This is a genomic window from Pseudokordiimonas caeni (assembly GCF_026719705.1).
In the GTDB taxonomy this organism is placed as follows: domain Bacteria; phylum Pseudomonadota; class Alphaproteobacteria; order Sphingomonadales; family Kordiimonadaceae; genus Gimibacter; species Gimibacter caeni.
Genome location: NZ_JAPPRR010000002.1, coordinates 783,363 through 809,329, shown reverse-complemented (window position 1 = coordinate 809,329; position 25,967 = coordinate 783,363). Strand labels below are relative to the sequence as shown.

Below are 25,967 nucleotides of genomic sequence, written 5' to 3'. Positions count from 1 at the left end.
TCAGTCTTTCTTGTGGATGATGGGCACCAGCATGTCGCCCCAGGCGCCCGCCTCGTTGTGATAGCGCGACGCGCGCATCAGCTCGACAGTGACACCCTGCTGGACCGCGCCGATCACCGCATCATTGAGCCGGTGCAGCGCGTTCGCCACGCGGCGGATTGCGGCTTCCTGATCGGTGCCCATGCTGGGGCCGTCATTCAGATCGTCGCTTGTCATCGTCGTCTCCTCGTCCACTGGCACCCGACCATCCGGGCAACCCTTCCTGTCCCGACCTTATGAGCCGTATCAGGCGCTTGCAAGAGCCTTTCGGAACTTGTGATTCCACTAAATGCCCGATACGGCCTCAACCCCGGCCCTCACAGCCTTGCCCTTCGGCAGCGCGCCGTAAACCTGCTTGCGCGCGTGTACGATAAGCGCACCGCCAAGGTTCTTTCCCATCAGGCGGAACGGCTTTTCACCCAGCCGCAACAGCCGGCCGATACCGGGCAAAGCGAGCGGCGGCACCATCAGCGCCGTGGTCCAGCCGTCGGGCGGCAGCATATGATCTTCCATCAGGGTATAAAGCTGCCCCTTAGAATAGGGCCGGCCGTAACCGAAGGGTGTGCGGTCAAGCGCCGACCACATGCGGCGGCGGTTCGGCACCACAACCACAACCTGCCCGTTCGGCACCAGCACCCGCCACGCTTCCCGCAGAAGCTGGGTCGGCACCTGCGCATGCTCCAGCGCATGGATCAGGATCACCATGTCGGCGGACGAATCGGCAATCGGCCAGTTCTGGGTATCGACAAGCACGGTGCGGCTTTTCGCATGGCTCGGCCAGTGGCACACCCCCTGCCGCGCCGGCATCAGGGCAACGGTGCGGGCGCTGTCCCCGAACCGGGCAAGCACCGGCGGCGCAAACCCGAGCCCGACAATGGTGCCTCCCGCCGGCACGTCCGACAGGCGGGCGATAGTATCACCCAGCACCTGCGCCGCACTGAGGCCAAGCGGTGTGCGATAAAAGCGCGACAGGCTGAGGACATCGGGCCGCACCATGGATCAGCTCTCCTTCAGCCAGTCGGCAAGCGGCGCCCAGAGGCCGGCCTTGGCCTTTGAACCCACGATCATGCCCACATGCCCCGCGCCCGGATCGTGCGTCACCACGTTCGGCAGGCGCTTCGCTACAGCAAGCGCACTTTCCTGCGGCACCAGCCGGTCGGCCTTCGGGGCGGCCACAAACACGGGGGCGGTTACTTCTGCCGGGTCGACCGGCCGGTCCGCCACCATCCAGTTGCCGCGCCCGGGCGCATTGCCTTCGTACCATGTGCCAAGGCATTCCTCGGCGACCGGCCGGGCGAGGGCTGCCCCGCTGTTTGCCCATGTCTCCAGCGCCACAAAGAATCGCGCCGCGTCGCTATTCTGATCCATCGCAGCAAACTTGCGGAACTTGTTGTCTCCGAGCGTGGGGTCGAGGCTCGCAAAAAAAACCTGCAGATAATCGACACTCACCGGAGCACGTGGCGGCATGCCCTGCACCATGGCAGCAAGCGCGGGGGCCATGCGACGGCCAGCGTGGGCACGGCTCACCTCGAAGTCCCACGGGGCGGCCAGCAGCGCGAGCTTCGACAGCATCCCGCCTGCGCGCGCTGCCAGCCCCATGGCGAGCGTACCGCCCATGCAATAGCCGATCACCGGCACCGGCCCGCCCGCGACGGCCGCGACGGCACCAAGCGCCGGCATCAGCCGCGCCATCACATAGGTGCCGGTATCGAAGGCAACTTCTTCGTCGCCCGGCTCGTTCCAGTTCACAAGGAAAGGCCGGAAGCCACGTTCTTTCAAGTATGCCGCCATGCTGCGCCCGGGCATCAGGTCGAGTACATAATGGGGATTGATGAGGCTCGGGATCATCAGGACAGGCGTGCCGTCCCCGCCATAGTCCAACACCTGCATGGTGCCAACTTCGGCGGCAATTGTAGCCTCACTTTCGGGCCGGTTATAGGGATGGGTGAGATAGCGGTTCACCCCTTCCAGAAACTGCGCGGTGCGCGTGGACGATTCCATGGCGACCGCACCGACGAACGCCGGCCAGCCGCCGCTTTTCTCGACCATGGCACGGAGCGACGCAAAGCCGTCCTCAAGGCTTGGATGGATCATCAGGGCACCGGCTGCCAGCGCCCCGGCGGCGGGTGTGGCACCGGCCCATAACCCGAAGGCATTGGCAAGATGCAAGGGCATCGGACGGGGCCCCCGCGAAGCGCGCGCCATGAGGGCAGCGAATTCAAGGCCGGTGGTCACTTGCCGCCCTCCTTCACAGCCGGATCGCCCGCAGCATCCTTGTCCCGCTGCTGGTCAAGCGCGAAGGCCTTCAGGTTGGCCTGCCAGAGGTCGAGGAAAAGGCTTGCCAGCACCATTGCCGGTGCAGCGGCGTTGCCGGATTGTCCTTCGTCCCTGTCGCCTTTCGTCGCCATCGCATCCTCCGGCTAACACTATAAGAAGCCAAGCGTCTCTCCGCCACCGCCATATTTGTGCGGTCGCACAATTTTGTTGCGGCAGTGCGGCGAAGACCGGTACACTGGCCGGAAATCAATCGGCCGGGCGCAGCATTCGCTGCAGCATCGAGCCAACGGTGCAGGAAGAGGAATGGTTATGGCACGCAAAGGGCGGCAACCGGGCGACCCGATCATTATCAAGAAATACGCGAACCGCCGGCTGTATAACACCGCGACGTCGAGCTATGTCACGCTCGACCATCTGGCCGATCTCGTGAAAGATAACGAGGATTTCGTCGTCGTCGACGCCAAGTCGGGCGAAGATATCACCCACAGCGTACTGACCCAGATCATCTTCGAGAAGGAACAGAAGGACGAAAGCACTATGCTGCCGCTGCCGTTCCTGCGCCAGCTGATTTCCTTCTATGGCGACGGCCTGCAGGCCGTGGTACCGGGCTACCTGCAATATGCGATGGAAAACCTGACCAAGAACCAGGAACAGATGCGCAAGGCTTTCAGCCTTGAGGGCGGCTCGGCGAACTTCGTGCCCGTGATCGAGGAAATGACCCGCCAGAATATGGCGATGTTCCAGCAGGCGATGCGCATGTTCACCCCCGGCGCCTATGGCACCACCGGCCCTTCCATGACGGAAGACACTTCCGCCCCCGCCGCACCCGCCGGAGAAGAGAAGGGCGAGAAGGACAAGGAACTGAAGGATCTTCAGGCCGAACTCGCTGCTCTCAAAAGCAAGGTCGACGCGCTGACCCGTTAAGGGTTATAGAAGGCCATCCGGCCCCACGGGGCCTCGCGAACCCCGGGGGCCCGCGCGCTTATGATCGTCATCCTGCTCGCCATCTTTGTCGACCTCGTCGGCTTCGGCATGATTGTGCCGATCCTGCCGTTCCTGACGCTCGAATTCGGCGGAGACGCGCTCACCGGCACCGCGCTTCTTTCCATCTATTCGCTTTGCTCCTTCGTGATGGGTCCGGTGTGGGGACATCTCTCCGACCGGATCGGCCGCCGACCGGCGCTTGCGATCACCTTCTTCGGCAGCCTTTGCGCCTATGTGCTTCTGGCTTTTTCAACGAGCCTCGCCATGGTGTTCGTGGCACGCGCCCTGTCGGGCGCGATGGGCGGCAACGTCGGGATCGGTTCGGCCGCACTCGCCGATATCACAAGCCATGAGGACCGCGCCGCTGCCATGGGCAAGCTTGGCGCCGCTTTCGGGCTTGGCTTCGCTTTCGGGCCCGGCCTCGGCGGGCTCCTTTCCGGCCTTGGCGGCACCGGCTCGGTCTTCCTGCCGGCGCTCGCAGCCGCGGCGCTTTCGGGCGTCGCTGCCATTCTCGCCCTTCTGGTGATGCCGGAAACGCATCCATCCAAACGCAAGGACGCGCCAGCGAGGGACGCGGATGCCGCCCCCACGCCCAAGCCGTCGCTTTCAAGCCTCCTCAAAGGGCAGGGCTTCATGCTGCTGGTATCGATCTTCCTCGTGGCCTCGATGGCACAAAGCGCCAATTTCTCGATCAGCCCCTTCTGGATGGAATCCGCCCACGGCTGGACCCAGCGGCAGGTTGGCGGCTTCCTGATGTTCCTCGGTCTTTCCATCGCCATTTTCCAGTCCGGCACGCTCGGCCGCCTGTTCAAGCGCTACGGCGAACGCAAGGTGGTGCAGACTGGCGCGCTGATCGCGGTGGCAGGCACTCTTGTCGTACTGCTCTCACCGATCCATGTGATCGCCACGCTCGTTGGCCTCAGCCTCATCACCTTCGGGCTGACGGTCGCCTTCCCCGGCATCAATGGCATGATTTCGCATAGTACGCCGCCGGAAGCACAAGGCACCGCGCTCGGTTTCTCGAACGGGGTCGCCGCCCTTGGCCGCGTTGCCGGGCCGCTTGCGGCAGGCCTCCTGTTTGCGGACACGCATCCCGCCTTGCCCTATGCCTTCGTGGGGCTTGCCGCGCTGACCCTGGCCATCTGGGGGTTCAGCAGTCGCCGCAGCGCGTCACAATGACCAACATACCATACATAATGTAAAAACATATTTACATAACGTAAAACATGTCATACATCATGCTGGAGATGCCCCGAGCCACGACAGCAAAGGATGAAGACATGATTTTCGCAGACATGAACAAGCAGGAACGGATCGCCTGGGTGATGGCCGCAGGTCACCTTCTGATCGCCGTCTGGCTGATCAATAACTATATGGCGCTGCTGACGCTGCAGGATGGCATCCTGACAAACTCTCCGGGGCTTCTGCCCCTCAGCCTGAAGGCCATCGGCTTTTCGATTGCACTCGAAATCGCCTGCAACATCATCACCCACAGGAAGGTGGACGCGGTGGACGTGGACGAACGCGATCGCAGCATCGCCTTCCGGGCCAATCATGTTGCCCATCTGGCCTTCGGCGGGCTCGTGTGCATCGCTGTTTTTTCCCTGATCCCCTGGAATGTGGCCAGCATTCAGGCGGTCAGCACCGGCACGATGGGCGGCGCGCTCATCTGCCTCTTTTCCATCGCATCACTCTCCCGCCGCGCGGCGGCAGTCGTGCAATACCGGATGGGCCTCTGACCATGGCCCCCACAGCCCTCACCAACAACATCCGTGCCCTGCGCTTTCAGGCGGGCGAAATGACCCAGCAGGAGCTGGCCGACGCTGTGGGCGTGACACGGCAGACAATCCTTGCGACCGAGGCGGGTAAATATGCCCCCTCGCTCGAGGTCGCCTTCCGGATCGCCCGGGTCTTCGGCGTCACAGTGGACGAGGTTTTCAGCCTGCCGAAGTGAGGCCTATTTGCAGGCCGCCACCTTGTCCTTCAAGCCGGCGGCAAGTTCGCCCGACAGGCCTGCCATCGCACGCTGGAAGGCGGCTACCACGGCAGCAGGCTCGCTACCGGTGAACTCCGCCGTGCGGTCGAACCGGTTGCGGTAAAGCATTTCGCCAGTGTCGAGATGCACGAGCGACAGCTCGAGCCCTATCTCCACGCTGTCAGGCGTGCCGGCTGTGCCCGGTACCATCTCGAAACTCCAGACAGTGATATGGGTGCGGCAGGCTGCGTTGATATCGAGCCCGCCCTCGCCAATCATGCGGGCACCGGTCTGATCTTCCAGCGCCTGCACGAGATAATAGCGGATCATGTCGCTGCTTGATGCGGTCCAACGGCCACCCTTCAGGATATTCTGGCTGCCATCCGCGCCGCGTACCATGATATCGCGCCCGCCAAGGCCTTCCGTCATCACCGGCTCATCGACATAGATGACCGGTGCGCCCTCGGTCGCGAGCGTGCGACCGCCTGAATAACGCAGGCTGAAGGCTGTCGCCGGCTCACTGCCGCCGAGATTGATGAGCGGTGCACAGGCGCCAAGCACCAGAAGGGAGACAAGCGAAAGCGTCCTGAGGCTGGTCATTGATCGTCCCCTTCCTGTTTCGGGCGATTCTTCATGTCATATTGTTCCGGACCCGGTCCGAACAGCGCATCGCCGGGCCGTTGTTCGATCCGCCCGATCAGGCGCGAAAGATTGCGGCTGGCCCGGCGCAGGTCCATCACCATGCGCGAAACCTCAGGGAGCGTGCTGCCGACAAACTGGGTGACGGTACCTTCGTTGGCTGCCACCAGCCCATCAATCCGGGCAAGCATGCCGCGCGCGGCTTCCATCGTCGCGACAGCCTCATCCACCATCCGCTTGCCATCGGATTCAAGGAGCGCATTGCCGCTGTCTGCAAGCTTGCCGAGGTTTTCAGCTGCCACCGCAGCGGCCTGCAGCGTGGCGCGGGTATCAACCAGCAGGCCTTCGATATTCTCGCTGGCCGTCGCCACATTGCCCGACACCTTGTTGAGGTTGGCAAGAGTGTCGCGCACGCTCGCCAGATTTTCGTCAGACAGCAGCATCTGCAGCCGCACCACGGTCATGATCGCTTCATTGATCAGGTTGGGTGCGCTTTCGAAAAGCTCCTGGAAGGCGGAGGCTTCGGACGGGATCACCGGGCGCGGCGCACCGTCCACAGCCTCGATCACCGGACGGTCCGGGTCCCCGCCCTTGATTTCCACATAGGCGACACCGGTAAGGCCCTGGAATTCGAGCCGTGCGGTCGCCCCTTCGTTCACCGGCACGTCGCCATCAAGCCGCACCCAGACCCGCACCTTGCGCGGGTCATTGGGCGCCAGCGTGATATCACGCACCTCGCCCACAGGAATGCCGAGATAATAGACCGTGCCGCGCTTGTAGAGGCCCGAGACCGTGCCATCGAAATAGATGTCATAGTCGGTATATTCCCGGTCCAGATCCACCTTGGCGAGCCAGATGGCAAAGCCGATGAGTCCTGCGATAAAGAGGAGCACGAAGCCGCCGACAAGAACGTGGGATGCGCGTGTTTCCATAACGTCAGACTTCCTTCGCTTGGCCGGTGGTGATGCCGGCAGCACGGGCACGGGGACCGGAGAAATAATCCCGCACCCAGGGATGATCGAAACGGGCAACCTCGGCGAGCGTGCCGATGGTCAGCACCTTCTTCTCGGCGATCACTGCCACCCGGTCGCAGATGGTGTGCAGGGTATCAAGATCGTGGGTCACGAGAAAGACAGTGAGGCCGAGAGCCGCCTTGAGGTCGAGAATAAGCCGGTCGAAGGCCGACGCGCCGATGGGGTCAAGGCCTGCTGTCGGCTCGTCCAGAAAAAGGATCGATGGATCAAGCGCCAGCGCGCGGGCAAGTGCCGCCCGCTTGCGCATCCCGCCTGAAAGATCCGACGGATACTTGCACGCAGCATCAAGCGGCAGCCCCGCCATCGAGATTTTGGAGCGCGCGATATCGTCCATCAGGTCCTCGGGCAGCCGGAAATGCTCCCTCAGCGGCACCTGCACATTCTGGGCAACGGTCAGCGAGGTGAACAATGCCCCATCCTGAAAGAGCACGCCCCATTCCCGCCGCGCCGCCTGCGCCGCTTCACCCGTCAGCCGGTGCTGGTTCACGCCGTTGATCTCGATCTCGCCGTCCATCGGCTTGATGAGCCCGATGATGGCCTTGAGAAGCACCGATTTGCCGGTGCCCGAGCCACCGACCACGCCAAGGATTTCGCCATGCTTCACGTCAAGGTCCAGATGGTCATGCACGATCTGTGGGCCAAAGCCTGTCACCAGACCACGCACGCGGATGGCCGGCATGTCGCTATCCGCGTGCGGTTTGTCGATCAGGTCAGTTTCGGTCGTCATGTCCTGCCCTCACAAATCGATGGCGGTGAAGAAGATCGAGAATAGCGCGTCGAGCACGATCACCAGAAAGATCGATTCGACCACCGCCCGCGTGGTGTGCCGCCCGAGCGAATCGGAGCTGCCCGCGACCGTCAGCCCCTGATAGCAGCCGCTGACCACGATCACGGCCGCAAAGAAAGGCGCTTTCACAAGGCCGACGATGAAATGATCGATCGAGATCACCTCGCGGAAATAGACGAAGAAATTGGCGGGACTGATGCCAAGCTGTACCCACGCCATCAGCGAGCCGCCCGCGATCCCCACCATGTCGGCATAGAAGCCGAGCAACGGCAGCGCCAGCATCAGCGCCATCAGGCGCGGCAGCACCAGAACATCGATCGGATTCATGCCGATCGTCTTCATCGCGTCGATTTCCTCATGCAGCTGCATCGAGCCGATCTCGGCAGTGAAAGCACTGCCCGAACGGCCTGCCACGATGATGGCAGTGAGAAGGATGCCAAGTTCGCGCAGGTGCGAAATGCCCAGCATGTCGATCACGAAAATGTCGGCGCCGAACTTGGCGAGCTGCACTGCCCCCTGGTTGACCATCACGGCGCCGATGAGAAACGAGATCAGCCCCACAATACCCATGGCCCGCACCCCCACCACATCGATCTGGTGGACAAGGGCGGTGACCCGGAGCCGGGTCGGATGCAGGAAAAGGCCGACAAAACGGACAAGCACATTGCCGATGAAACTGAGAAGGCTTGCCGTTTCTTTCGCGAGTCGCACACTCGCGACACCCACATCCTCCAGAAGCCGCAGGTGCCACGGCGGCATGTCCGGCGCGATAGCAACGGCAGGCTGGCGGCAGTTGATGACCTCCAGAAGCCGCTTGTGGCGGGCTGCAATCCCTGTCACCACCGCCGGCGCCTTCTCTTCCAGCGACGCAGCGAAACGACGGATCAGGACGGCCCCTGTCGTATCAAGCGTATCGATGCCGCTGCAATCGATCATCATCGGCCGGTCCTTGGCCTGCCGCGCGGCATAGCGCAGCGCCGCCCGCACGTGCCGGTCGATCACTTCGGCATTGGCGAGCGTCCAGGCCCCGCTCAGGGCCACAACGCATGTCGGACCCGCGTCGCCCACGCACACGAATGTGTCGGGCGGCGGGCCAGCGTCGGCGGCCGACGTGGCGGCATCCTTTTCCGGTGCGGCGGCGATGATGTCTCTCCTCGGAAAGTTTGGGCCGTTTCGCCAATGCTGTGCGTGCGGCCTTTATTCCTTACCCGCAATGGACTAAAATCTGACTGCTTCATGCATCATAACGAACAATCAGAAAAATCCCATATATTCCATGACATTCGATCCAGATAACCCGCTGCATGCGATCGCCCGCTGGACGGCGGAAACGCCCGATGCTTGGTCGCCGCTCGCCCGCACCCGTGCCCGCGATGCTTTCATCGACGTGATTGCCTGCATGGTGCCCGGCGCCCGTGAAGACGTGACCCGTCGCCTGATCCCCCTCGCGCACGACTGGGGCCGGGGCGATTGCCGCACCGTTGGCTACGCGCAGGGCCTTTCGGCACCGATGGCCGCCCTTGTCGGCGGCACCGCCGCACATGCGCTCGATTTCGACGACAATTTCGACCCCGCGAAGGCCCACGCCACCGCCGTATTGGCCCCGGCCCTCCTTGCTGTGGCCGAAGCGCGCGGCATGAAAGGCTCGGCTCTTATTGACGCCTATATCGTCGGCCTGCAGATCATCGGCCGGGTCGGGCAAGGGGTGAACCCGTTCCACCGCAGCCGCGGCTGGCACGCCACCGCCACGGTCGGTGCTGTCGGATCGGCCGCCGGGGTCGCCCGCCTGATCGGGCTCGATGCCGAGCGCGCCGCACACGCCATCAGCATCGCCACGAGCCTCGCCGGCGGCTTCATGAGCCAGTTCGGCACCATGACCAAACCGGTGCACGCCGGCCTTGCCGCGCGCGGTGCTGTGGAAGCGGCGCTGATGGCGGAAGCCGGGATCACGGCGGGTGCGAATACCCTGCACGGGCCCCACGGCATGGGCACGCTGATGGTCGGCCCCGATGTTGCAGACTTGCGCGAGCGCATGAAGACTATCGATGAGTATGGCCAGAAGGTCGAATTCAGCGCGAAGGATATCGGCAATCCGCTGATGATCGAGAAATACGGCCTGAAAGTGAAGCGCTTCCCGAACTGCGGCAGTGTTCACCGCGCGCTCGACGGGCTTCTGGAGCTGCGCGCCAAATACGGCTTTGGCCCTGCGGACGTCGATCATATCCTGGTGCGCGCGCCCGCTGCTCACCTCCGCAACCTGATGTACGAGCGCCCTGTCACCCCGGCAGAGGCCAAATTCAGCCTTGAATACGGGCTTGCTGTGGGGCTGCTGACCGGCAACGCCGGCCTTGGCGACTATGAAAGCGAGGCCATCGCGCGCCCCGAAGTCACGGCCCTGCTGCCGCTCGTTCGCAAGGACTATGTCGAAAAGCTCGAATCCGAGTTTTCAACGCAAGTACATGTCACGCTCAAAGATGGCCGCACGGTATCGACCGAAGTCGATTTTCCGGTCGGCAGCACGATCCATCCGCTCACGGAAGCGCAGCTGTGGGACAAGTTCGATGCCTGTGTTGCAGGTTTTCTGGACGCCGAACGCGGGGACAAGGTGAAGGCCATGCTGAAAGAGATGGACAGCGACATGCCAGTGAGGGAACTTCACAAACAACTGGTTTGACCCATGAGGGGCAGGGAGAGAACCGACATGAGCAAGAACGGTACCGTTACCGCGCTCGTGCTGGCAGCGAGCCGGCGGGGCGCGGAGGATGCTGTGGCGAAACTGCAGGGGGTTAGCCACAAATGCCTGATCAGCCTGGACGGCAAGGTGATGCTGGAACGGGTGGTCGAAAGCCTGATCACGGCGCGGTCTGTCGGCCGTGTCTTTGTTTCCATCGAAAGCATCGATCTTCTGGAAAGCGTGCCGCAGCTGAAGGCTTGGCTCGATGAGGGCCTGATCGCCTTCGTACCAAGCGCCGACAATCTGTTCGCGTCCGTCACCACGGGTGTCGCCGTGATCAGCGACCCCTATCCGCTGATCATCACCACGGGCGACAATCCGCTGCATACACCGGACATGATCGACCATTTCTGCGCCGAGCTTGCGAAAGACCCGGCGGATGTAGCGGTCGCCATGACACCGGCCGACGATATCCTTGCCGCTTACCCGGAAGGCAAGCGCGCCTTCCACGAGCTGAAGGACGGCGGCTGGTCAAGCTGCAATCTTTATGCACTGAGCTCGGTCCGCGCGCTTGGTGCTGCCAGGGTGTTCGAGGGCGGCGGCCAGTTCGGCAAGCGGCCAGAGCGTATCCGCAAGGCATTCGGCCTGTCGTTCATGCTGCTGTATCGCTTCCGGCTCGCGACCATCCACGGGCTTGCAAAGCTCTTGTCCCGGCGCTGGCATGCGACCGTGAAGGTGGTGCGCATGCCTTATGCCGATGCGCCCATCGATGTGGACAATCCGGGTGACGTGAAGCTCGCGGAGAAAATCCTGGCGGCGCGCCGCATGGCGGCCGAGTAGGCCTTTACGTCTTGTAGCGGATTTTCCGGCCTTCGAGCGCCGCTTCGAAGATGAAGCGCTGGCGCTCGAGGCTGTTTGCGATCACCGATTCGACGATATCGCTTTGCTCGTAGCCGAGCAGCTTGGCCGACTGGCAGATTGCCCGCTTGGCGCCAAGGTTGCACGAAACGTTAAACTCGAAGCCCCAGACCTTGCCGGTCGGATCGATGCGATAGTCGAAACGGGCATAATCATAGGGCCAGACCATCGCATTGATCCGCTTCGTATAATCCACGAGCGCCGGATACTTGGCGTGATCCTTGAAAAATTCGATGGGCGGCACCGAGGCAAAGCCGCGCTTCTGTTCGTATGTCACCACGAACTCGCCTTCCGTGGCCGGGTTCATCATCGGATACAGGATCCACGGCTTGCCCGCCCCCACCACGGGCACCGAGACATCGATGCCGGGCACATATTCCTCGACGATCACATCGTGGTTTTCAGCGAGAAGCGCCAGCACCTGCGGCTTCAGTTCTTCCCAGTCTGTCCCCTGCGCCAGCCCGTAGGAGGCCGAGCTGTTGTTGGGCTTCACCACATAGCGTTCGGCCTTGAAATCAGGGGTCGGGGCCGACTGGTTGGCCGTGCGGTAGATCTGCCACTGCGGCGTCGGGATGCCCTGATCCCGGTACATGGTTTTCACCAGATGCTTGTCATCGGCAAAGCCGCGCATCGAAGGTGCGGCACCCATATAGGGCACGCCCAGATATTCGCACAGGCACGAGGCCAGAATCTCGCTGTTGCGGAAGCCGCCGCGATTGAAAAGCGTGAAGACGTAATTCTGGTCGATCTTTGAATGGAACAGCGCTTCATAGCTGTTCGACGCCACCACATCGAGCCCGAGCCCTTCAAGGCAGGACTTGATTTCATCATGATACATCGAATGCGTGCCGTCGGTTTTATCGAACTGGCCGCCGGCGAGCGCATGCTTGGCCAGGAACAGGACCTTCAGGCGCGCCTTGTCTTCAGGCTTGAGGCGGAGGGGGGCACCGCCTTCAAAGAGAAGGTGCTCGACAGCAATACCGGACAAATCGGCGTTCCTTTGTGTCATGTGTGTCAGCTAGGCCACAAATCGCGGCGGGCGTACGTCGCCACAGGCTACGGAAAGCGCAATAGAGCTTGCCCTTCACCCTGTCAAGCACTAGGAAAGGCGCAAAAAACGGACAATAGGACAGCTAGTATGACCACCCCCCGCTTTACCGCGCTGGTGCTTGCCGCCCAGCGCCCCGGCATCGTGAATGCCCTCGCCGCGCACTTTGGCGTCAGCCACAAATGCACCCTGCCGGTCAACGGCACTGCCATGCTCGACCGCGTCGTCGGCTATCTGGCCGATGTGCCGCAGGTCGATCGGATCGCCGTTTCGATCGAGGACCCCGCCATCGCCCTCGCCCTCCCCGGCGTGAAGAAGCTGCATGATGCGGGCCGAATCGTTTTCACCAAAAGCCGCCAGACCCTGTCGCAAAGCGTGGTGGGTGCGATTGACGAGCTTGGCGGCCCTGCCATCTTGCCGCTTTTCGTCACCACCGCCGACAATTGCCTGCATTCGGCCGAGATCGTGTCCTATTTCCTGCAGGATATCATCGACACGGGCGCCGAAGCCGCGTGGGGCATGACGGACGACGCGCTGATCCAGAAAACCTACCCCGGCACCGGCAAAATCACCGGTCGACATGAACTCAGGGATGCTATCTGGTCCAACTGCAATATCTATGCGGTGGTCACCGAGAAAGCGCTCGGCGCCATCGAACTGTTCCGCGCCGGCGGCCAGTTCGGCAACAAGAAGAAGCGCCGCGCGCTGCTGCCCATGGTCGGCCTGTGGTCGTTCCTCCTCTATCGCTACGGCCTCACTACGCTCGCAGGGCTTGAAAAGCGCGCCGGCAAGGCGTTCGGCATCAAGGCCCATTGCGTGCGCCTGCCGTTTGCCGATGCCCCGATCGACGCCGACGACCTTGTTTCCTACGAGTTTATCGAGGAACGCCTGAAGGAACGCGAAGGCGACCGCAGCGTCGCCGCCTGAAGCGCGGCGGTACCCCATCAAGCCCGCCCGGCGCTTGGGGGGCACGTCCCTGCATAAAAAGCCCGCCCGGCGACTGAGGGGCGCGCAACGCACCATCGGCGCAAGTGCGCTTGCGCCCCGCTTCCCCCGCTTTTATGCTGCGAGATAGACCGCAGCGACAAGGAGCAGGGCTTGGACGCCTTCACCATAGAAGAGAGACGCCCTCTCTATCCCGCCATCGAGCCGTTCGCGCGCGAACATGTCCGCACGCCCGACGGGCACGAGATTTATGTGGAACAGTCCGGCAACCCGGATGGCTATCCGATCCTTTTCGTGCATGGCGGCCCCGGCGGCGGCACGAGCCCGATGCAGCGCCGCTTCTTCGATCCTGCGCGTTACCGGATCATCCTGTTTGACCAGCGCGGCTGCGGCCGCAGCCGTCCGCATGCAAGCCTTGAAAACAACACCACCTGGCATCTGGTGGCGGATATGGAACTGATCCGCGAAAAGTTCGGCATCAAGCGCTGGGCGCTGTTCGGCGGCAGCTGGGGCTCGACCCTCGCGCTCCTTTACGCAGAAACCCACCCCGACCGGGTGACGCATCTCGTTCTCCGCGGCATCTTCCTGATGCGCCAGCGCGAGCTTGACTGGTTTTACGGCTACGGCACCCGCGCCATCTTCCCCGAAGCATGGGAACGTTTCAGCGCGCTGATCCCCGATGACGAGCAGGACGATATCATTGCCGCCTATCACCGCCGCCTGACCGACCCCGACTATTCCGGCCAGCGCCTGATGGCCGCGAAGGAATGGAGCCTCTGGGAAGCAAGCTCGGTAACACTGATCCCCGACGAGGGCCAGCAGCGCCTGTCGGTGGACCCCGAGTTCGCCCTCGCCTTCGCGCGGATCGAGGCCCACTATTTCGTGCATAAAGGCTTCCTTGAGACCGACAACCAGATCCTGCGCGATGCCGACCGGCTGGCCCATGTGCCGACCACCATCGTGCAGGGCAGGTACGATGCCATCTGCCCGCCGGTTTCCGCCTTCGAGCTGGCGCAGGCCATGCCGTGGGCGACGCTGAAGGTGGTACCCGCCGCCGGCCATTCCGCCTTCGAGCCCGGCATCCGCCATGAGCTGATCAAGGCGACCGACAACCTGATCCTTCCCTGATCCCCACCCATAGGAGCCACCCATGCGCCGTTTCCTTGCCCCCCTTCTCCTGAGCCTTTCGCTTGCCGCCCCGGCACTTGCGCACGAGGACGGCCATCATGACGGCGTGATGGTGGAGCATCCCTGGGCGCGCACCACGGGCACCATGACCCGCGCCGGTGCGGTGTACATGACCGTGAAAAACGGCAGCCATGAAATGGTGACGCTGACCGGTGTGGCGACCGAGCGCGCCAAGGTCGCTGAAATCCACCAGTCGAGCGAGGAAGGCGGCGTGATGAAGATGCGCATGGTGGAAAGCCTGCCCATCGCACCCGGCGAGACCATCGCGTTCGCCCCCGGCGGCTATCATGTGATGCTGATCGGCCTCACCGAGCCCCTGAAGGAAGGCGACGTTTTCCCGATCACGCTGACTTTTGACAAAGCCGGCAGCGTGCCGGTGATCGTCACCGTCACCGGCATGGACGGCAAGAAAGACGACCACGCCGGCCACCACTGAGCAGAAACCGTTTCAAATGACCGATAAAGTGACCCACACCGGCGGCTGCCACTGCGGCGCCGTCCGGTTCGAAATCGACGCGCCCGCAACGATGGAAGTGCATGCCTGCAATTGCAGCATCTGCAAGAAAACGGGCTTCCTGCACCTGTTTGTCGAAAAGGCCGATTTCCGCCTGCTGACCCCGTGGGAAAATATCGCGGAATACAATTTCGGCACCCGCACCGCCCGCCATTTCTTCTGCAAGACCTGCGGCATCAAAAGCTTCTATGTGCCCCGAAGCCACCCGCACGCCTACAGCGTCCATGCCGGCTGCCTTGAAGGCGATACGGTGACGGAGATGACCGTGGTGCCGTTCGACGGCGCCAACTGGGAGCAGAATGTGGATACGATCCGCTAAGGGCGCTACCCACACCCGCGCGTTTCCCTTATGCTCGCCCCACGGGCATAAGGGGGATCAGGGATGAAACATCTGTTTCTGGCCGCCGCCTTTGTGGCGGCTTTTTCGTTTCCGGCACGCAGTGACGACCGGCCCACCACGGTCGAGATCGACACAAGCACCCTCGCATGGGTGCCGGCGGGCGCCAGCGCCTTCCCGCCGGGCCTGACCCAGCGTTTCATCTTTCAGGATGCCCCCGGCACGCCGGGCGTGGCCATCGTGAAATTCCCGAAGGGCTATCTGGAGCCCCGGCATTATCACACGACAAACGGACACACGGGTTTCATCCTGAAGGGCAAATTGAACTCGGGCGGCAGGATCGTCGGCCCCGGCGCCTTCGTCTATTTCCCCGCAGGCACCCCGCACGGGCCGAATGATGCATTGGAGGAAACCGAGCTTCTGCGCTGGGCCGACGGCCCCTTGGATCTGCATCTCGGTGACCCCGCCACGCCGGGCGCCCCGGTCGTGGCGGTGGATACGAGCACCGTCGAGTGGCAGCCGGTGAAGGCCGAAGGCTTCCCCGAAGGCATGATGGCCGCGCGCCTTTACAGCTACCCGGAAACGGGGGGCGGCGTTGCCCTGCTGAAATTCCCGAAAGGCTTCCGCGAGCCCCGCCACCATCACACCAATGGCGACCACGGCACCTACCTGATCTCGGGCCGGATGCAACTCGGCGACACCATCGCCGCCCCCGGCCACTTCAGCTACGCCGTGAACCACACCCCGCACGGCCCGAACGTGGCCCTTGAAGACAGCCTGCTGCTGATCTGGGGCAAGACAAAGCTCGATCTGGTGGTGGAGTGATTTGGTGTAACATTATGAAAAATAATGACTTTAAAGATACTGAGCCATTAGCATTTGGCGCCATGTTTGGCACTGTTCTAGGTACTATATGTGGGTACCTTGCTGGGACAAAATTACCTCCAATGAGTTTCACAAATTGGGGCAGTATTTCGGACTGGGTACAAATTATTGCAACGATCGTGCTTGCAGTTGTGGCCGCTCGTTTAGCTCAAGATCGAGACGCGAAGAAAATTGCAACAGAGCTTTCGAAAGATCAAAAAGTTATGGCTTCAAGAATGAGCCAAATACTTGAATCTCTAAATGACGTCATATTCTCTCTAAACTTTATGCCACAAGAAACGCTAAATGCAGTTCACGTGGCAAGAGATAACCTCTCAAAACTCAGAGGAGATTTTCATAGGTGCGCTGACTTGAGTCATCCATTAATGCACCCACTTCTATATTCCCGAATTGAAAACCTGCTCGAATTAATCGAGAAACATGCAGAATCCGGCATTGCATACGAAAAAATACCAGATCAACCGCCAATATGGGATGAAGACCAAGAAGACGAGGAAAGCGATTTCCGAAAATTATACGTTGAGAAAACACGGGTAATTTTTGATGTAAACTCTACAACAACAACAAGCCTAAACATTTTTTCATATAACGAGTATGTATATAAAAACTTCAAAGACATTGAATGTAGTATAGAAGATTTAAAAAAATTAAAAGTACCCTATCCTTTGATCAGGGAAAACATCACCCGTAAAAATATATTTGATCTCATATCAAAATATGCTGGGCAAAATAACAACTCATAACCTGAGGAACAGGCCTCCCTTTCTCTCACCCCACCAACCGCTCAATAACGCCCTCGTAAATCTTCGCGAGGGCTTCGATGTCGGCGACGGCCACATGCTCGTCGATCTTGTGCATGGTGGCGCCCACGAGGCCAAACTCGACGACCGGGCACATATCCTTGATGAAGCGCGCGTCCGAGGTGCCGCCGGTGGTGGATAGTTCCGGGGTCTGGCCCGTCACGGCCTCCACCGCTGCCACAACGGCATCGGTCAGCGGCCCGCGCTCGGTGAGGAAACTGTCGCCCGAAACCCACCAGTCGATGGCATATTTCACGCCGGCGCGGTCCATGCGGCGGGTCAGTTCCGCCTGCAGGGCTTCGGGCGTGAAATCGGACGAGAAGCGCACATTGAAGCGGGCCGTCGCCTCGGCCGGGATCACATTGTGGCTTTCATTGCCGACATGCACATTCACGACCTCGAGGTTCGAGGGCTGGAAATGCGCATTGCCCTGATCGAGCGGCTCGGCCGTGAGTTCACTGAGGATTTTCACGAGATCGGGGATCGGATTGTGCGCCAGGTGCGGATAGGCCACATGGCCCTGCACGCCTTCAACGCGGATGATGCCATGCAGGCTGCCGCGCCGCCCGATCTTGATCATCTGGCCGAGCGCCTGCGGGTTTGTGGGCTCCCCTACCAGACAGAAATCGATGGCCTCGCCGCGGGCCCGCAGCCAATCCAGCACCTTGCGTGTGCCGTTGATCGCCGGGCCTTCCTCGTCCCCCGTGATGAGGAAGGAAAGGCTGCCTTTCAGGTCACCCTTGGCCAAGTGCCGCGAAACGGCGGCGGCGAAGGCCGCGATGGCGGATTTCATATCCGCCGCGCCGCGCCCGTAAAGCTGGCCGTCTTTCACGTCTGCCGCGAAGGGGTCGACCGACCACTGGCCGTGCGCGCCCACTGGCACCACATCGGTATGGCCCGCGAAGCATAGATGCGGGCTACCCTCGCCGATGCGGGCATACAGGTTGGCGACCGCTTCCGCGCCTTCTTCCTCGAACACCAGCCGGTGGCAGGTGAAGCCAAGGGGCTCCAGCGCGCGGATCAGCACATCAAGGCCGTCGCCCGTATCGGGCGTGACGCTCGGCTGGCGGATCAGGGCTTGCGAGAGCGCAACCGGATCAATCATTTTTCGGCCTAGTCGCGCAGGAGTTCGTTAGGCGAGGTTTTGGAACGGGTCTTTTCGTCCACCCGCTTCACGATCACCGCACAGTAAAGATTGGGGCCGGGCGTGCCATCCGGCAGCGGCTTGCCGGGCAGCGTGCCGGGCACAACGACCGAATATGCAGGCACGCGGCCCATGAAGACCTCGCCGGTGTTGCGGTCCACGATCTTGGTGGAGGCACCGAGATACACCCCCATGGAAAGGACGGAGCCTTCCTCAACCACCACACCTTCGGCAACCTCGGCGCGCGCACCGATGAAGCAGTTATCCTCGATGATCACGGGGCCGGCCTGCAGGGGCTCCAAGACGCCGCCGATGCCGGCACCACCCGAAAGGTGAACATGCTTGCCGATCTGCGCGCAGGAGCCGACGGTGGCCCAGGTATCCACCATCGTGCCCTCGCCCACATGGGCGCCGAGGTTCACGAACGACGGCATCAAGACCGCGCCCTTGCCGATGAAGGCGGAGCGGCGGACGATGGCACCGGGCACGGCACGGAAGCCGGCCTTGGTGAAATGCCGGTCGGACCAGCCTTCAAATTTTGACGGCACCTTGTCCCACCAGTAGGCGGCGTTGCCGGGCGCGCCCTTGATCAGTTCCATGTCATTCAGGCGGAACGACAGGAGAACCGCTTTCTTGAGCCACTGGTTGACCACCCATTTGCCGTCCTGTTTCTCGGCCACGCGCACTTCGCCATTATCCAGCAGCGTCAGGGCAGCCTCAACCGCTTCGCGCACGGCGCCGCGGGTGTGGGAGGTGATGGTGTCGCGCTCGTCGAACGCGGCATCGATGGTGGCTTCAAGCTCGTGAAGGGACATGGGCGTCTATCCTCGGCGCACAGGGATTTTCTCAGGGTGCGACGACAATAGCGATGCTGCCCCCCAAGTCAACGCCACCTTGGGTTTTCAGGCTGGCAAGCTGAGCTTACGCTTATGGTCAGCTATGGTGCTTTTCCACCGCGCGGCTATAGGCATCGAGCCAGCCGGTGAGACCGTCCGTTTCCGCGTGGATGAGGGCGGGGTCATGGTCAGCCCGGCTCCAGGGGGAGCCGGTGTCGATCCAGACAGTCCCCATCCCCAGCGCATGGGCGGGGATCAGGTTGCGCGCCATATCCTCAAACATCACCGCCCGCGCCGGATTCACACCGTGATCCTTCAGGAAGCGGTGATAGGTTTCGATCACCGGCTTGGGGTGCAGCTCGGCATCATGGATATCGAAAAGGCCGTTGAAGGTGTCACCAAGCCCGAGGCGCGTCAGTACTTCCTCGGCGTAAGGCCGGTCGGCATTGGTGAAGACATATTTCTTGCCCGGCAGCCGGTCGATGGCCGCCTTCAGGTGCGGGTCCGGCTGGATCGGCGAAAAATCGATATCATGGACGGCCGCCAGATAATGATGCGGATCGACGCTATAATTCACCATCAGGCCCTTCAGCGTGGTGCCATGCTCAAGGAGATAGCCCTTCTGCACCTTGCGCGCATCTTCCGCCGACAGCTTCAGAAGGTCCGCCACATAGGTGCCGATGTTGCGGTCGATCTGTGAAAAGAGATCGCACTCGGCCGGATACAGCGTGTTATCGAGATCGAAGACCCAGGTATCGCGCTGGTCGGGGTGAAGGGCGGCGTTATATTCGTTCATATAGTTCCTCGCGTCTCGCATCAGGGGCTTCTATGGCATTGATTTGCCCTCTAGTATCTGATCCTATCGCAGTGCCGATTAAGGCGCACTTAACAATGGGACGGGAAGCAGAAGGCATGACCCAGACCGCCGGAAACAGGCAATATCCGGGGCCGAAGGCATTGAAATCGGCCGATATCATCGCGCTGAGGCTCGCCGCTGACGGCCGCCTTGTCGAGCGTTCGGCTACGGCCGATATCCTCGCTTTTGCCTACGCCAGCCAATCCGAACCCGTGATGCGGGTAGTTCGCCGCGCCATGGAAACCGGCCTGCCCGCCGAGGACCGCCTGACCGGCGAGACAACCGGCAATTATTGGCTCGTCGCCATCCCCGAGGCCGAAGGCGTGCTTCTGGTGGCGCGCGAAACCACGCTTGCCGACCGCACAACAGACGCGCTCATCCACAGCCGCGCGCTCCTCAAGGGGCTTCTTGATCGCACCGTCGATCTGTCGTTCGAGGTGGATACGGACGGCCGCTTCCGCTTCGTGAGCCCGGCCATCGCCTTCGGACAGGAAACCGATGACTGGATCGGCGCCGAGGCACGACCCGTCTTCTGGCCTGATAGCGCCGGCCCCGCGCACAATCCTTTCACCAGCCGCAGCGCGCGCGTGTTCGAGGCGCTGCCTGTCGATGCCTTTGGCGACCGGCTTTATGCCGATTTCGCGGTGGAGCCGATGAACGACAGCGATGGCCGCCCGGCCGGGGTACGCGGCACCGTGCGCAATGTGAGCGCGCGGGTGGACGCCGACCGCGCCATGCGGGTCACCAACCTGCGCCTCACCATGCTGCAGCGGATTGCCGAGCTCCTCAACGAGGTCGTGGGTGCCGATGAACTGCGCGACCGTGCCGCGCGCCTCTGCGCCGATCTTTTCCGCGCCGATACCGTGTGGGTGTTCGAACAGGTCGGCCGCACCTTCCTCCTCGCTGGGGTCGCCGGCGAAACGCAGGTGGAACTTTCCGAAAACTGGGTCGCCGCCGCGATTGCCGCCAAGCCCGACACACCGGTTTTCGACCTTGATGCGCCCGGCCGCAGCCATCTTTTGCTGCACCTTTCGCAAGGCAGTAACGCGCAGGGCGCTGTCGTCCTGTCACGCGACACCGGCGTCAGCCCGTGGGCGGCGCAGGAACGCGAGTTGCTCGCCGGCATCGGCAGCATGCTCACCGCCGCACTTGCCAAGGCTGATCTGGTGGAGAAGCTTTCGCGGCTGTCGTCCTCGGACGAACTCACAGGCCTCCTCAACCGCCGCGCCTTCCGCGACATGGTGAGCCGGCGACTGACAAACCAGTCCCGCACCGGATCGGGCGGCTGCCTTGTGTTTGTCGATCTCGACCATTTCAAGGAAGTGAATGACACGCTCGGCCACGCGGCAGGCGATCAGGCGCTGGTCGCCTTCTCGAAAGCGCTGACCGCCATCATCAGGCCGACCGACCTCGCCGCCCGGTACGGCGGGGACGAGTTCGTCATCTGGCTTGAAGGTGTGGGGGCGGATGTCGGTGCCGAAAAGGGCCGGCAGCTGATCGACTGCATGAAAGGCGTGAAAGCCGGGCTCGGGCAGCCCGATCTTGCGCTCGGTGTGTCGGTCGGCGTATGCGAAAGCAAGCCGGGCGGCGGGGCCGATTTCGACCGGCTGGCGGAAAAGGCCGATCATGCATTATATGAGGTCAAGAAGGCGGGTCGCGGCGAAGTTGCCGTCGCCGTCCTCGATTGAGCCGGGGGTTGGGGTTTATGGGTCTGTTTGACCGGTTGAAATCGTTAATGGGTCAGGATGGCGGCAAGGGCAAGGCAAGGGCAGAAGCGCCCGCTGTGCTGCCGCCCGCACTGACGTCCGAAAAGGAACAGCAGATCCTGAAGGACGGCAGCCTTGGCGAGCGCAAGGCACTGGCCGCGCGCACCGATGCGCGGCCCGAAGTGCTTTATTATCTGGCCGACGACGCCTCGCCGCAGGTACGCCAGATCATCGCCTCGAACCCCTCGACCCCGATCCATGCCGATGAAAAGCTCGCGGCCGACGAGGACGACGAAGTGCGGCTTGAACTTGCCCGCAAGATCGCGCGGCTGGTGCCGGGGCTGGCGCCGGGCGAGCAGACGGCGATCCGCGAACGAGCCATTGATGTGCTGGAAGCGCTGGCTGCCGACCAGCTGCCGAAGGTCCGCGCCATCATCGCCGACGAGATCAAGACGAGCCCCAATGTCCCGAAACCGATGGTCGACAAGCTCGCCCGCGATATCGAGGACATGGTCGCCGCCCCGATCCTTGAATATTCGCCGCTCCTGAATGACGACGACCTGCGCGAAATCATTGCGGCAGGTGCATCGAGTGCGGCGCTTTCCGCCATCGCACGGCGCGCCATTGTCTCGGAAGGTGTGTCGGACGATATCGCCGCCACGCTCGACATCCCGGCGATTGCAGCCCTCCTCACCAACCAGAATGCGCAGATCCGCGAAGCCACGCTCGACCAGATCATCGATCAGGCCAAGGGCGTGGAAGCGCTGCATCAGCCGCTTGCCATGCGGCCGCAGCTTTCGATCCGCGCGATGAAACGCATTGCGGGTTTTGTGGCCTCTGCCCTTGTACATGCGATGGTGGACGGCAGCGCGCTCACCGAAGCCGACGCCGAAGCCCTTCTGGACCGTGTGCGCGAGCGCCTGGCAGGCGAACGGGTCGGCGAGGACGAGGAAGCGAAGCTCTATAAAACGGCGCTCGACCTTTATGAACGCGGCGCGATCAACGACCAGTTCGTGCACCAGCAGATCGAAAGCGGCCGGCGCGAGCTCTTGATCCAGTGTCTGGCGCTGGCGTCCGACCTGCCGGTCGCCACCATCCGCCGCATCATCCATTCGAAATCCGGCCGCGCGGTCACAGCGCTTGCCTGGCGGGCCCAGCTGGTGATGCGGACAGCGTATGAACTGCAGGTGAAATTCGCGCTGGTGCCTTCAGCCCAGCTCCTGCATCCGAAGGACGGTCGCACCTATCCGATCGATGCTGACGAGCTTGACTGGCACCTCAGCTATTTCCTCGACCAGCCCTGAGGCCACGCCTCAGGCGCGGATCATGGTGCCGGCCCCACGTTCGGTGAAGATTTCCAGAAGGATCGCGTGGGTGACGCGGCCATCAAGGATAACAGCACCCCGCACCCCGGCTTCCACCGCCATCAGGCAGGTTTCGACCTTGGGGATCATGCCGCCCGAAATGGTGCCATCGGCGATCAGTTCGTCGATATCCGTCTTGCCGAGCTCGGTCAGGAGGTTTTTCTCCTTGTCCATCACACCGGCCACATCGGTGAGCAGAAAGAAGCGACGGGCCTTCAGCGCGCCTGCGATGGCACCCGCCATCGTGTCGGCGTTTATATTGTAGGTCTTGCCGTCCTCGCCCATGGCAATCGGTGCGATCACCGGAATGATGCCGGCCGTCATGCTCGATTGCAGGAAGGTCGGGTCCACCATGCAAGGCTCGCCCACGAAACCGAGGTCGATCACCTGTTCAATATTGCTGTCGGGGTCGCGTTTGGTGCGCGAAACCTTGCGCGCCATCACCATGTCGCTGTCCTTGCCGGAAAGCCCGATGGCACGGCCGCCTGCGGCGTTGAGATCCGCCACGATCGACTTGTTGATCGAACCACAGAGCACCATTTCGGCGATCTCGACGGTCGCGGCGTCGGTCACGCGCAGGCCGTCAATGAATTCGCTCTGCACGCCCAGCCGCTTCAGCATGTTGCCGATCTGCGGGCCGCCGCCATGCACGATCACAGGGTTGATGCCCACCTGCTTCAGAAGCACCACGTCTTCGGCGAATTGCCGGGCGAGATTGGCATCTCCCATGGCGTGGCCGCCATATTTGATGACGAAGGTTTCGCCGGCATATTTCTTCATATAGGGCAGCGCCTCGATGAGGGTTGCTGCCTTGCGCTGCAGGGTTTGCTGGTCGGTGGTCACGGTAATCATGGGTCCGGTCTTGATTTTGGCGCCAATAAGTTGGCGACTATGCGACCCTGTGGCGCATTAGTCAAATCTGTAGCCGCCCCGAACCTCGGTCGGCGCCTGCGCGCGCAGCACGCCGATAGCCATCAGAAGCTGGCCGCCATAATAGGTGACCCAGATCGCATGCGGGAAGGGCGGCGCCACCTGCAGGAAGCGGTCCATCGCGATCATCGTGTCCGACGACAGGAACAGCAGCGCCCCGATCCCGGTCAGCCAGAAGGGATAGCGGCTGAGGATGGCAAGAGACGCCATCAGCGTGATCACGCCGCTGTAGGCCACGACCGGCCAGCGCATCTCGCCAAGCGACGGCATCAGGAGATAGGCGACGGCACCACTGGCCAGCCAGACAAGCGCCACGATCACCACACGGGGAAGGCCGGTCTCGCCCTTGCCGCGCAGGTTGCGGGCATAAAGAAGTACATAGATGATGTGGCTCACGAGAAAGGCGCCAAGACCGCGCAGGAAAGATCCTTCCAGAAGCACGTCACCGAAAGTAGAGGCCACCAGGGCCGCCGCCAGTATCCAGTGATCGCTCGCCCGCGCATTAAGCGCCGCATAAGCGGCAAGGAAGCCAACGCCGGTAGCTTTCATGATCAGGCGGATCATCGGGTCGTCTGCAAGGGGGTAGGTGCCAAGGCCATAAAGCGCGGCGCCGATCAGCGACAGGACAAGCACCAGCTGGATGGCAATAGAATGGAACGTGGAACGTTTCTTGGCAAAAATCCTGGTCACTCGCTGGCCCCCTTTTGCGGCGGATTGTGTCAGCCACGGCGCGCGGTTGCAAGACCTTGATTTAAGGCCATTTGTGGGCAGCCCAACCGCAGGTTGCCCTCAGGCCAGAAGCCGCCTGTCAAGCGGCCTTAGTGGCAGGATCGCGAGGAGGCTGCCTGCGGCCGTCGCGATCAGGATGCCGAGGCTGTCGAGCCCCGAAGCGGCCAGAAGGGCGGCGATGCCCGCCGAGCCTGCCATGAAGCCGCTGTTGACGATATTGTTGACGGCAATCACCCGCGACCGCCCCTCGCGCGGGGTCCGTTCCTGCAGAAGCGTGTAAAGGGGCACGATCACAAGCCCGCCTGCCAGCGACGTGAGGGTGACAAGCGCCAGCACGAGCCAGCCGTCAATCAGCCCGAGGAAGCCCCAGAAGTCGACAGGAGCCGACCCGAGCGGCGGCGCGGTCGGCACCACAACCGGCAACAGCACCGAGAAGGCGGCCAGGAGCACAAGCCCGGGGATTGCCAGCTTGGCCGATACCTGCCCCTTCAGAAGATGGTTCGAGAGGAAAGACCCGACCCCGATCCCGAGCGAGAAGACGGCAAGAAAGAGGGTGACCACGGTCTCATCCCCGCCCAGCCGGTCATGCACCAGCACCGGAAGCTGGGTGAGGTAAATCGAGCCGAGCGCCCATATCCAGCTGATGCCGATGATGGCCGGGCGCACGATATCACTCGCCCACGCCGCCTTCAGTTCGCGCCGGGTGGACGCAAAGATGTTCGGCGTGATCCTGATATGCGGGGCGGCTGCGCCCATTTTCGGGACGAGGGCACCGCTGATGGTGCCAAGAACCGCGACCACCAGCACGAGGGTTGTGACAGACTCGATCCCTTCGTCGGTGAGGATCAGAAGCCCGCCCACAAGCGTGCCAAGAAGGATCGAGATGAAGGTCCCAGCCTCGATCAGCGCATTGGCGGCAAGAAGGTCCTCGCGTTTCACAAGATCGGGCAGGATGCCGTACTTGATGGGGCCGAAGAAGGTGGACTGCAGCCCGAGACCGGCCAGCACCGCCATCAGGAAAGGCAGGTTCGCCATATGGAAAGCGACACCGCCAAAGATGGCAAGCCCCACTTCCCAAAGCTTGATGAAAAGCACCTGCCGTGCCTTTTCAAACTTGTCGGCAAGTTCGCCTGCAAAGGCGGAGAACAGGAAATAAGGCAGGATGAAAAGCCCGATTGCCAGATTGTTGAGGATCGCCGGCGCCACATCCACATCGTTCGCCAGCCGGAAGGTGATCAGCATGATCAGCGCCGAGCGGAACAGGTTGTCGTTGAAGGCGCCGAGGAACTGGGTGACGAACAGCGAGAGGAAGCCCCGTTCCTTCAGAAGATGGAATGCGCTCCCCGCCACGATGCCGC

29 protein-coding genes are annotated in these 25,967 nt (G+C 62.2%); 14 read left to right on the top strand and 15 right to left on the bottom strand.

Annotated elements, in window-relative coordinates:
- The 4 genes from OU694_RS12635 to OU694_RS12620 all read right to left on the bottom strand — a co-directional run bounded on the left by OU694_RS12635 (window position 1) and on the right by OU694_RS12620 (window position 2,447).
- Window positions 1-216: an SMc00767 family acetate metabolism repressor gene (locus OU694_RS12635; RefSeq protein ID WP_289504690.1), complete on the bottom strand. Its 216-nt coding sequence runs from the start codon at window positions 214-216 to the stop codon at window positions 1-3.
- Window positions 217-324: 108 nt separating this feature from the next.
- On the bottom strand, window positions 325-1,035 hold the full coding sequence (locus OU694_RS12630) for a methyltransferase domain-containing protein (RefSeq protein ID WP_308911366.1): 711 nt from the start codon (window positions 1,033-1,035) through the stop codon (window positions 325-327).
- 3 nt (window positions 1,036-1,038) lie between these two features.
- Window positions 1,039-2,274, bottom strand: a complete 1,236-nt coding sequence (locus OU694_RS12625; RefSeq protein ID WP_308911365.1) for an alpha/beta fold hydrolase — start codon at window positions 2,272-2,274, stop codon at window positions 1,039-1,041.
- A complete protein-coding gene (locus OU694_RS12620) occupies window positions 2,271-2,447 on the bottom strand; it encodes a hypothetical protein (protein WP_308911364.1) in 177 nt (58 codons plus the stop codon). Before OU694_RS12620 ends, OU694_RS12625 begins: the two co-directional genes overlap by 4 nt.
- A 178-nt stretch (window positions 2,448-2,625) precedes the next feature.
- On the opposite strand from OU694_RS12620, the gene phaR reads away from it, so the two are divergent.
- The 4 genes from phaR (at window position 2,626) to OU694_RS12600 (ending at window position 5,254) form a co-directional block, all read left to right on the top strand.
- On the top strand, window positions 2,626-3,240 hold the full coding sequence (gene phaR / locus OU694_RS12615; protein WP_373460364.1) for a polyhydroxyalkanoate synthesis repressor PhaR: 615 nt from the start codon (window positions 2,626-2,628) through the stop codon (window positions 3,238-3,240).
- A 60-nt stretch (window positions 3,241-3,300) separates the two neighbouring features.
- A complete protein-coding gene (locus OU694_RS12610; RefSeq protein ID WP_308911362.1) occupies window positions 3,301-4,479 on the top strand; it encodes an MFS transporter in 1,179 nt (392 codons plus the stop codon).
- Window positions 4,480-4,580: 101 nt separating this feature from the next.
- Window positions 4,581-5,039, top strand: a complete 459-nt coding sequence (locus tag OU694_RS12605; RefSeq protein WP_308911361.1) for a hypothetical protein — start codon at window positions 4,581-4,583, stop codon at window positions 5,037-5,039.
- 2 nt (window positions 5,040-5,041) lie between these two features.
- Window positions 5,042-5,254, top strand: a complete 213-nt coding sequence (locus OU694_RS12600) for a helix-turn-helix transcriptional regulator (protein WP_308911360.1) — start codon at window positions 5,042-5,044, stop codon at window positions 5,252-5,254.
- Window positions 5,255-5,257: 3 nt separating this feature from the next.
- Here the strand turns inward: OU694_RS12600 and OU694_RS12595 are convergent, their stop codons facing one another.
- The 4 genes from OU694_RS12595 to OU694_RS12580 are packed head-to-tail and all read right to left on the bottom strand — an operon-like array spanning window position 5,258 to window position 8,803.
- The gene (locus tag OU694_RS12595; protein WP_308911359.1) at window positions 5,258-5,875 is read right to left on the bottom strand and encodes an ABC-type transport auxiliary lipoprotein family protein; all 618 of its coding nucleotides are present in this window, start codon (window positions 5,873-5,875) and stop codon (window positions 5,258-5,260) included.
- A complete protein-coding gene (locus OU694_RS12590; protein WP_308911358.1) occupies window positions 5,872-6,846 on the bottom strand; it encodes an MlaD family protein in 975 nt (324 codons plus the stop codon). The genes OU694_RS12595 and OU694_RS12590 overlap by 4 nt, the downstream gene beginning before the upstream one ends.
- A 4-nt stretch (window positions 6,847-6,850) precedes the next feature.
- Window positions 6,851-7,675 (bottom strand): ABC transporter ATP-binding protein, encoded by an 825-nt coding sequence (locus OU694_RS12585; protein WP_308911357.1) that lies wholly within the window; start codon window positions 7,673-7,675, stop codon window positions 6,851-6,853.
- 9 nt (window positions 7,676-7,684) lie between these two features.
- Complete coding sequence (locus OU694_RS12580; RefSeq protein ID WP_507028829.1) at window positions 7,685-8,803, bottom strand: ABC transporter permease; 1,119 nt, start codon at window positions 8,801-8,803, stop codon at window positions 7,685-7,687.
- Window positions 8,804-9,011: 208 nt separating this feature from the next.
- On the opposite strand from OU694_RS12580, the gene OU694_RS12575 reads away from it, so the two are divergent.
- Both OU694_RS12575 and OU694_RS12570 read left to right on the top strand, forming a co-directional pair.
- The gene (locus OU694_RS12575) at window positions 9,012-10,409 is read left to right on the top strand and encodes an MmgE/PrpD family protein (protein WP_308911355.1); all 1,398 of its coding nucleotides are present in this window, start codon (window positions 9,012-9,014) and stop codon (window positions 10,407-10,409) included.
- Between the two features lie 27 nt (window positions 10,410-10,436).
- On the top strand, window positions 10,437-11,249 hold the full coding sequence (locus OU694_RS12570) for a nucleotidyltransferase family protein (protein ID WP_308911354.1): 813 nt from the start codon (window positions 10,437-10,439) through the stop codon (window positions 11,247-11,249).
- Window positions 11,250-11,253: 4 nt separating this feature from the next.
- Here OU694_RS12570 and OU694_RS12565 read toward each other — a convergent pair whose 3' ends face one another.
- Window positions 11,254-12,315 carry an ATP-grasp domain-containing protein gene (locus OU694_RS12565; RefSeq protein ID WP_308911353.1) on the bottom strand — a complete coding sequence of 354 codons (1,062 nt, stop codon included), beginning with the start codon at window positions 12,313-12,315 and terminating at the stop codon, window positions 11,254-11,256.
- Window positions 12,316-12,465: 150 nt separating this feature from the next.
- Here OU694_RS12565 and OU694_RS12560 point away from each other — a divergent pair, with 150 nt between their 5' ends.
- The 6 genes from OU694_RS12560 (at window position 12,466) to OU694_RS12535 (ending at window position 16,987) form a co-directional block, all read left to right on the top strand.
- The gene (locus OU694_RS12560) at window positions 12,466-13,302 is read left to right on the top strand and encodes an NTP transferase domain-containing protein (RefSeq protein ID WP_308911352.1); all 837 of its coding nucleotides are present in this window, start codon (window positions 12,466-12,468) and stop codon (window positions 13,300-13,302) included.
- A gap of 171 nt (window positions 13,303-13,473) precedes the next feature.
- Window positions 13,474-14,448, top strand: a complete 975-nt coding sequence (gene pip, locus OU694_RS12555; protein WP_308911351.1) for a prolyl aminopeptidase — start codon at window positions 13,474-13,476, stop codon at window positions 14,446-14,448.
- A gap of 22 nt (window positions 14,449-14,470) precedes the next feature.
- Window positions 14,471-14,944 (top strand): copper chaperone PCu(A)C, encoded by a 474-nt coding sequence (locus OU694_RS12550; RefSeq protein ID WP_308911350.1) that lies wholly within the window; start codon window positions 14,471-14,473, stop codon window positions 14,942-14,944.
- A 16-nt stretch (window positions 14,945-14,960) separates the two neighbouring features.
- Window positions 14,961-15,341, top strand: a complete 381-nt coding sequence (locus OU694_RS12545; RefSeq protein WP_308911349.1) for a GFA family protein — start codon at window positions 14,961-14,963, stop codon at window positions 15,339-15,341.
- Window positions 15,342-15,404: 63 nt separating this feature from the next.
- A complete protein-coding gene (locus OU694_RS12540) occupies window positions 15,405-16,184 on the top strand; it encodes a cupin domain-containing protein (RefSeq protein ID WP_308911348.1) in 780 nt (259 codons plus the stop codon).
- Window positions 16,185-16,198: 14 nt separating this feature from the next.
- Complete coding sequence (locus OU694_RS12535; RefSeq protein ID WP_308911347.1) at window positions 16,199-16,987, top strand: hypothetical protein; 789 nt, start codon at window positions 16,199-16,201, stop codon at window positions 16,985-16,987.
- 25 nt (window positions 16,988-17,012) lie between these two features.
- Here OU694_RS12535 and dapE read toward each other — a convergent pair whose 3' ends face one another.
- From dapE to OU694_RS12520, 3 genes are all read right to left on the bottom strand, one after another.
- Window positions 17,013-18,149 carry a succinyl-diaminopimelate desuccinylase gene (dapE, locus tag OU694_RS12530; protein WP_308911346.1) on the bottom strand — a complete coding sequence of 379 codons (1,137 nt, stop codon included), beginning with the start codon at window positions 18,147-18,149 and terminating at the stop codon, window positions 17,013-17,015.
- Window positions 18,150-18,157: 8 nt separating this feature from the next.
- A complete protein-coding gene (dapD, locus tag OU694_RS12525) occupies window positions 18,158-19,003 on the bottom strand; it encodes a 2,3,4,5-tetrahydropyridine-2,6-dicarboxylate N-succinyltransferase (RefSeq protein ID WP_308911345.1) in 846 nt (281 codons plus the stop codon).
- A 118-nt stretch (window positions 19,004-19,121) separates the two neighbouring features.
- Window positions 19,122-19,841, bottom strand: coding sequence for a pyrimidine 5'-nucleotidase (locus tag OU694_RS12520; protein WP_308911344.1), 720 nt, complete (start codon window positions 19,839-19,841; stop codon window positions 19,122-19,124).
- A 95-nt stretch (window positions 19,842-19,936) separates the two neighbouring features.
- On the opposite strand from OU694_RS12520, the gene OU694_RS12515 reads away from it, so the two are divergent.
- Both OU694_RS12515 and OU694_RS12510 read left to right on the top strand, forming a co-directional pair.
- Window positions 19,937-21,568, top strand: coding sequence for a sensor domain-containing diguanylate cyclase (locus tag OU694_RS12515; protein ID WP_308911343.1), 1,632 nt, complete (start codon window positions 19,937-19,939; stop codon window positions 21,566-21,568).
- Between the two features lie 17 nt (window positions 21,569-21,585).
- On the top strand, window positions 21,586-22,890 hold the full coding sequence (locus OU694_RS12510) for a DUF2336 domain-containing protein (RefSeq protein ID WP_308911342.1): 1,305 nt from the start codon (window positions 21,586-21,588) through the stop codon (window positions 22,888-22,890).
- A 9-nt stretch (window positions 22,891-22,899) separates the two neighbouring features.
- On the opposite strand, the gene argB is transcribed toward OU694_RS12510, so the two are convergent.
- The 3 genes from argB to OU694_RS12495 all read right to left on the bottom strand — a co-directional run bounded on the left by argB (window position 22,900) and on the right by OU694_RS12495 (window position 25,959).
- Window positions 22,900-23,802, bottom strand: a complete 903-nt coding sequence (gene argB, locus OU694_RS12505) for an acetylglutamate kinase (RefSeq protein ID WP_308911341.1) — start codon at window positions 23,800-23,802, stop codon at window positions 22,900-22,902.
- A gap of 57 nt (window positions 23,803-23,859) precedes the next feature.
- Window positions 23,860-24,570, bottom strand: coding sequence for a lysoplasmalogenase (locus OU694_RS12500; RefSeq protein ID WP_308911340.1), 711 nt, complete (start codon window positions 24,568-24,570; stop codon window positions 23,860-23,862).
- Between the two features lie 99 nt (window positions 24,571-24,669).
- Window positions 24,670-25,959 carry an MFS transporter gene (locus OU694_RS12495; RefSeq protein WP_308911339.1) on the bottom strand — a complete coding sequence of 430 codons (1,290 nt, stop codon included), beginning with the start codon at window positions 25,957-25,959 and terminating at the stop codon, window positions 24,670-24,672.
- Between the last annotated feature and the right edge of the window lie 8 nt (window positions 25,960-25,967).

Coding starts and splice junctions, on each gene's coding strand:
- OU694_RS12620 (WP_308911364.1), bottom strand. CDS start 2,447: ATGGCGACGAAAGGCGACAGGGACGAAGGACAATCCGGCAACGCCGCT.
- phaR (WP_373460364.1), top strand. CDS start 2,626: ATGGCACGCAAAGGGCGGCAACCGGGCGACCCGATCATTATCAAGAAA.
- OU694_RS12515 (WP_308911343.1), top strand. CDS start 19,937: ATGACCCAGACCGCCGGAAACAGGCAATATCCGGGGCCGAAGGCATTG.
- OU694_RS12545 (WP_308911349.1), top strand. CDS start 14,961: ATGACCGATAAAGTGACCCACACCGGCGGCTGCCACTGCGGCGCCGTC.
- OU694_RS12630 (WP_308911366.1), bottom strand. CDS start 1,035: ATGGTGCGGCCCGATGTCCTCAGCCTGTCGCGCTTTTATCGCACACCG.
- OU694_RS12540 (WP_308911348.1), top strand. CDS start 15,405: ATGAAACATCTGTTTCTGGCCGCCGCCTTTGTGGCGGCTTTTTCGTTT.
- OU694_RS12590 (WP_308911358.1), bottom strand. CDS start 6,846: ATGGAAACACGCGCATCCCACGTTCTTGTCGGCGGCTTCGTGCTCCTC.
- OU694_RS12610 (WP_308911362.1), top strand. CDS start 3,301: ATGATCGTCATCCTGCTCGCCATCTTTGTCGACCTCGTCGGCTTCGGC.
- OU694_RS12635 (WP_289504690.1), bottom strand. CDS start 216: ATGACAAGCGACGATCTGAATGACGGCCCCAGCATGGGCACCGATCAG.
- OU694_RS12535 (WP_308911347.1), top strand. CDS start 16,199: ATGAAAAATAATGACTTTAAAGATACTGAGCCATTAGCATTTGGCGCC.
- argB (WP_308911341.1), bottom strand. CDS start 23,802: ATGATTACCGTGACCACCGACCAGCAAACCCTGCAGCGCAAGGCAGCA.
- OU694_RS12585 (WP_308911357.1), bottom strand. CDS start 7,675: ATGACGACCGAAACTGACCTGATCGACAAACCGCACGCGGATAGCGAC.
- OU694_RS12520 (WP_308911344.1), bottom strand. CDS start 19,841: ATGCGAGACGCGAGGAACTATATGAACGAATATAACGCCGCCCTTCAC.
- OU694_RS12560 (WP_308911352.1), top strand. CDS start 12,466: ATGACCACCCCCCGCTTTACCGCGCTGGTGCTTGCCGCCCAGCGCCCC.
- OU694_RS12510 (WP_308911342.1), top strand. CDS start 21,586: ATGGGTCTGTTTGACCGGTTGAAATCGTTAATGGGTCAGGATGGCGGC.
- OU694_RS12550 (WP_308911350.1), top strand. CDS start 14,471: ATGCGCCGTTTCCTTGCCCCCCTTCTCCTGAGCCTTTCGCTTGCCGCC.
- dapE (WP_308911346.1), bottom strand. CDS start 18,149: ATGATTGATCCGGTTGCGCTCTCGCAAGCCCTGATCCGCCAGCCGAGC.
- OU694_RS12600 (WP_308911360.1), top strand. CDS start 5,042: ATGGCCCCCACAGCCCTCACCAACAACATCCGTGCCCTGCGCTTTCAG.
- OU694_RS12605 (WP_308911361.1), top strand. CDS start 4,581: ATGATTTTCGCAGACATGAACAAGCAGGAACGGATCGCCTGGGTGATG.
- OU694_RS12575 (WP_308911355.1), top strand. CDS start 9,012: ATGACATTCGATCCAGATAACCCGCTGCATGCGATCGCCCGCTGGACG.
- dapD (WP_308911345.1), bottom strand. CDS start 19,003: ATGTCCCTTCACGAGCTTGAAGCCACCATCGATGCCGCGTTCGACGAG.
- OU694_RS12595 (WP_308911359.1), bottom strand. CDS start 5,875: ATGACCAGCCTCAGGACGCTTTCGCTTGTCTCCCTTCTGGTGCTTGGC.
- OU694_RS12570 (WP_308911354.1), top strand. CDS start 10,437: ATGAGCAAGAACGGTACCGTTACCGCGCTCGTGCTGGCAGCGAGCCGG.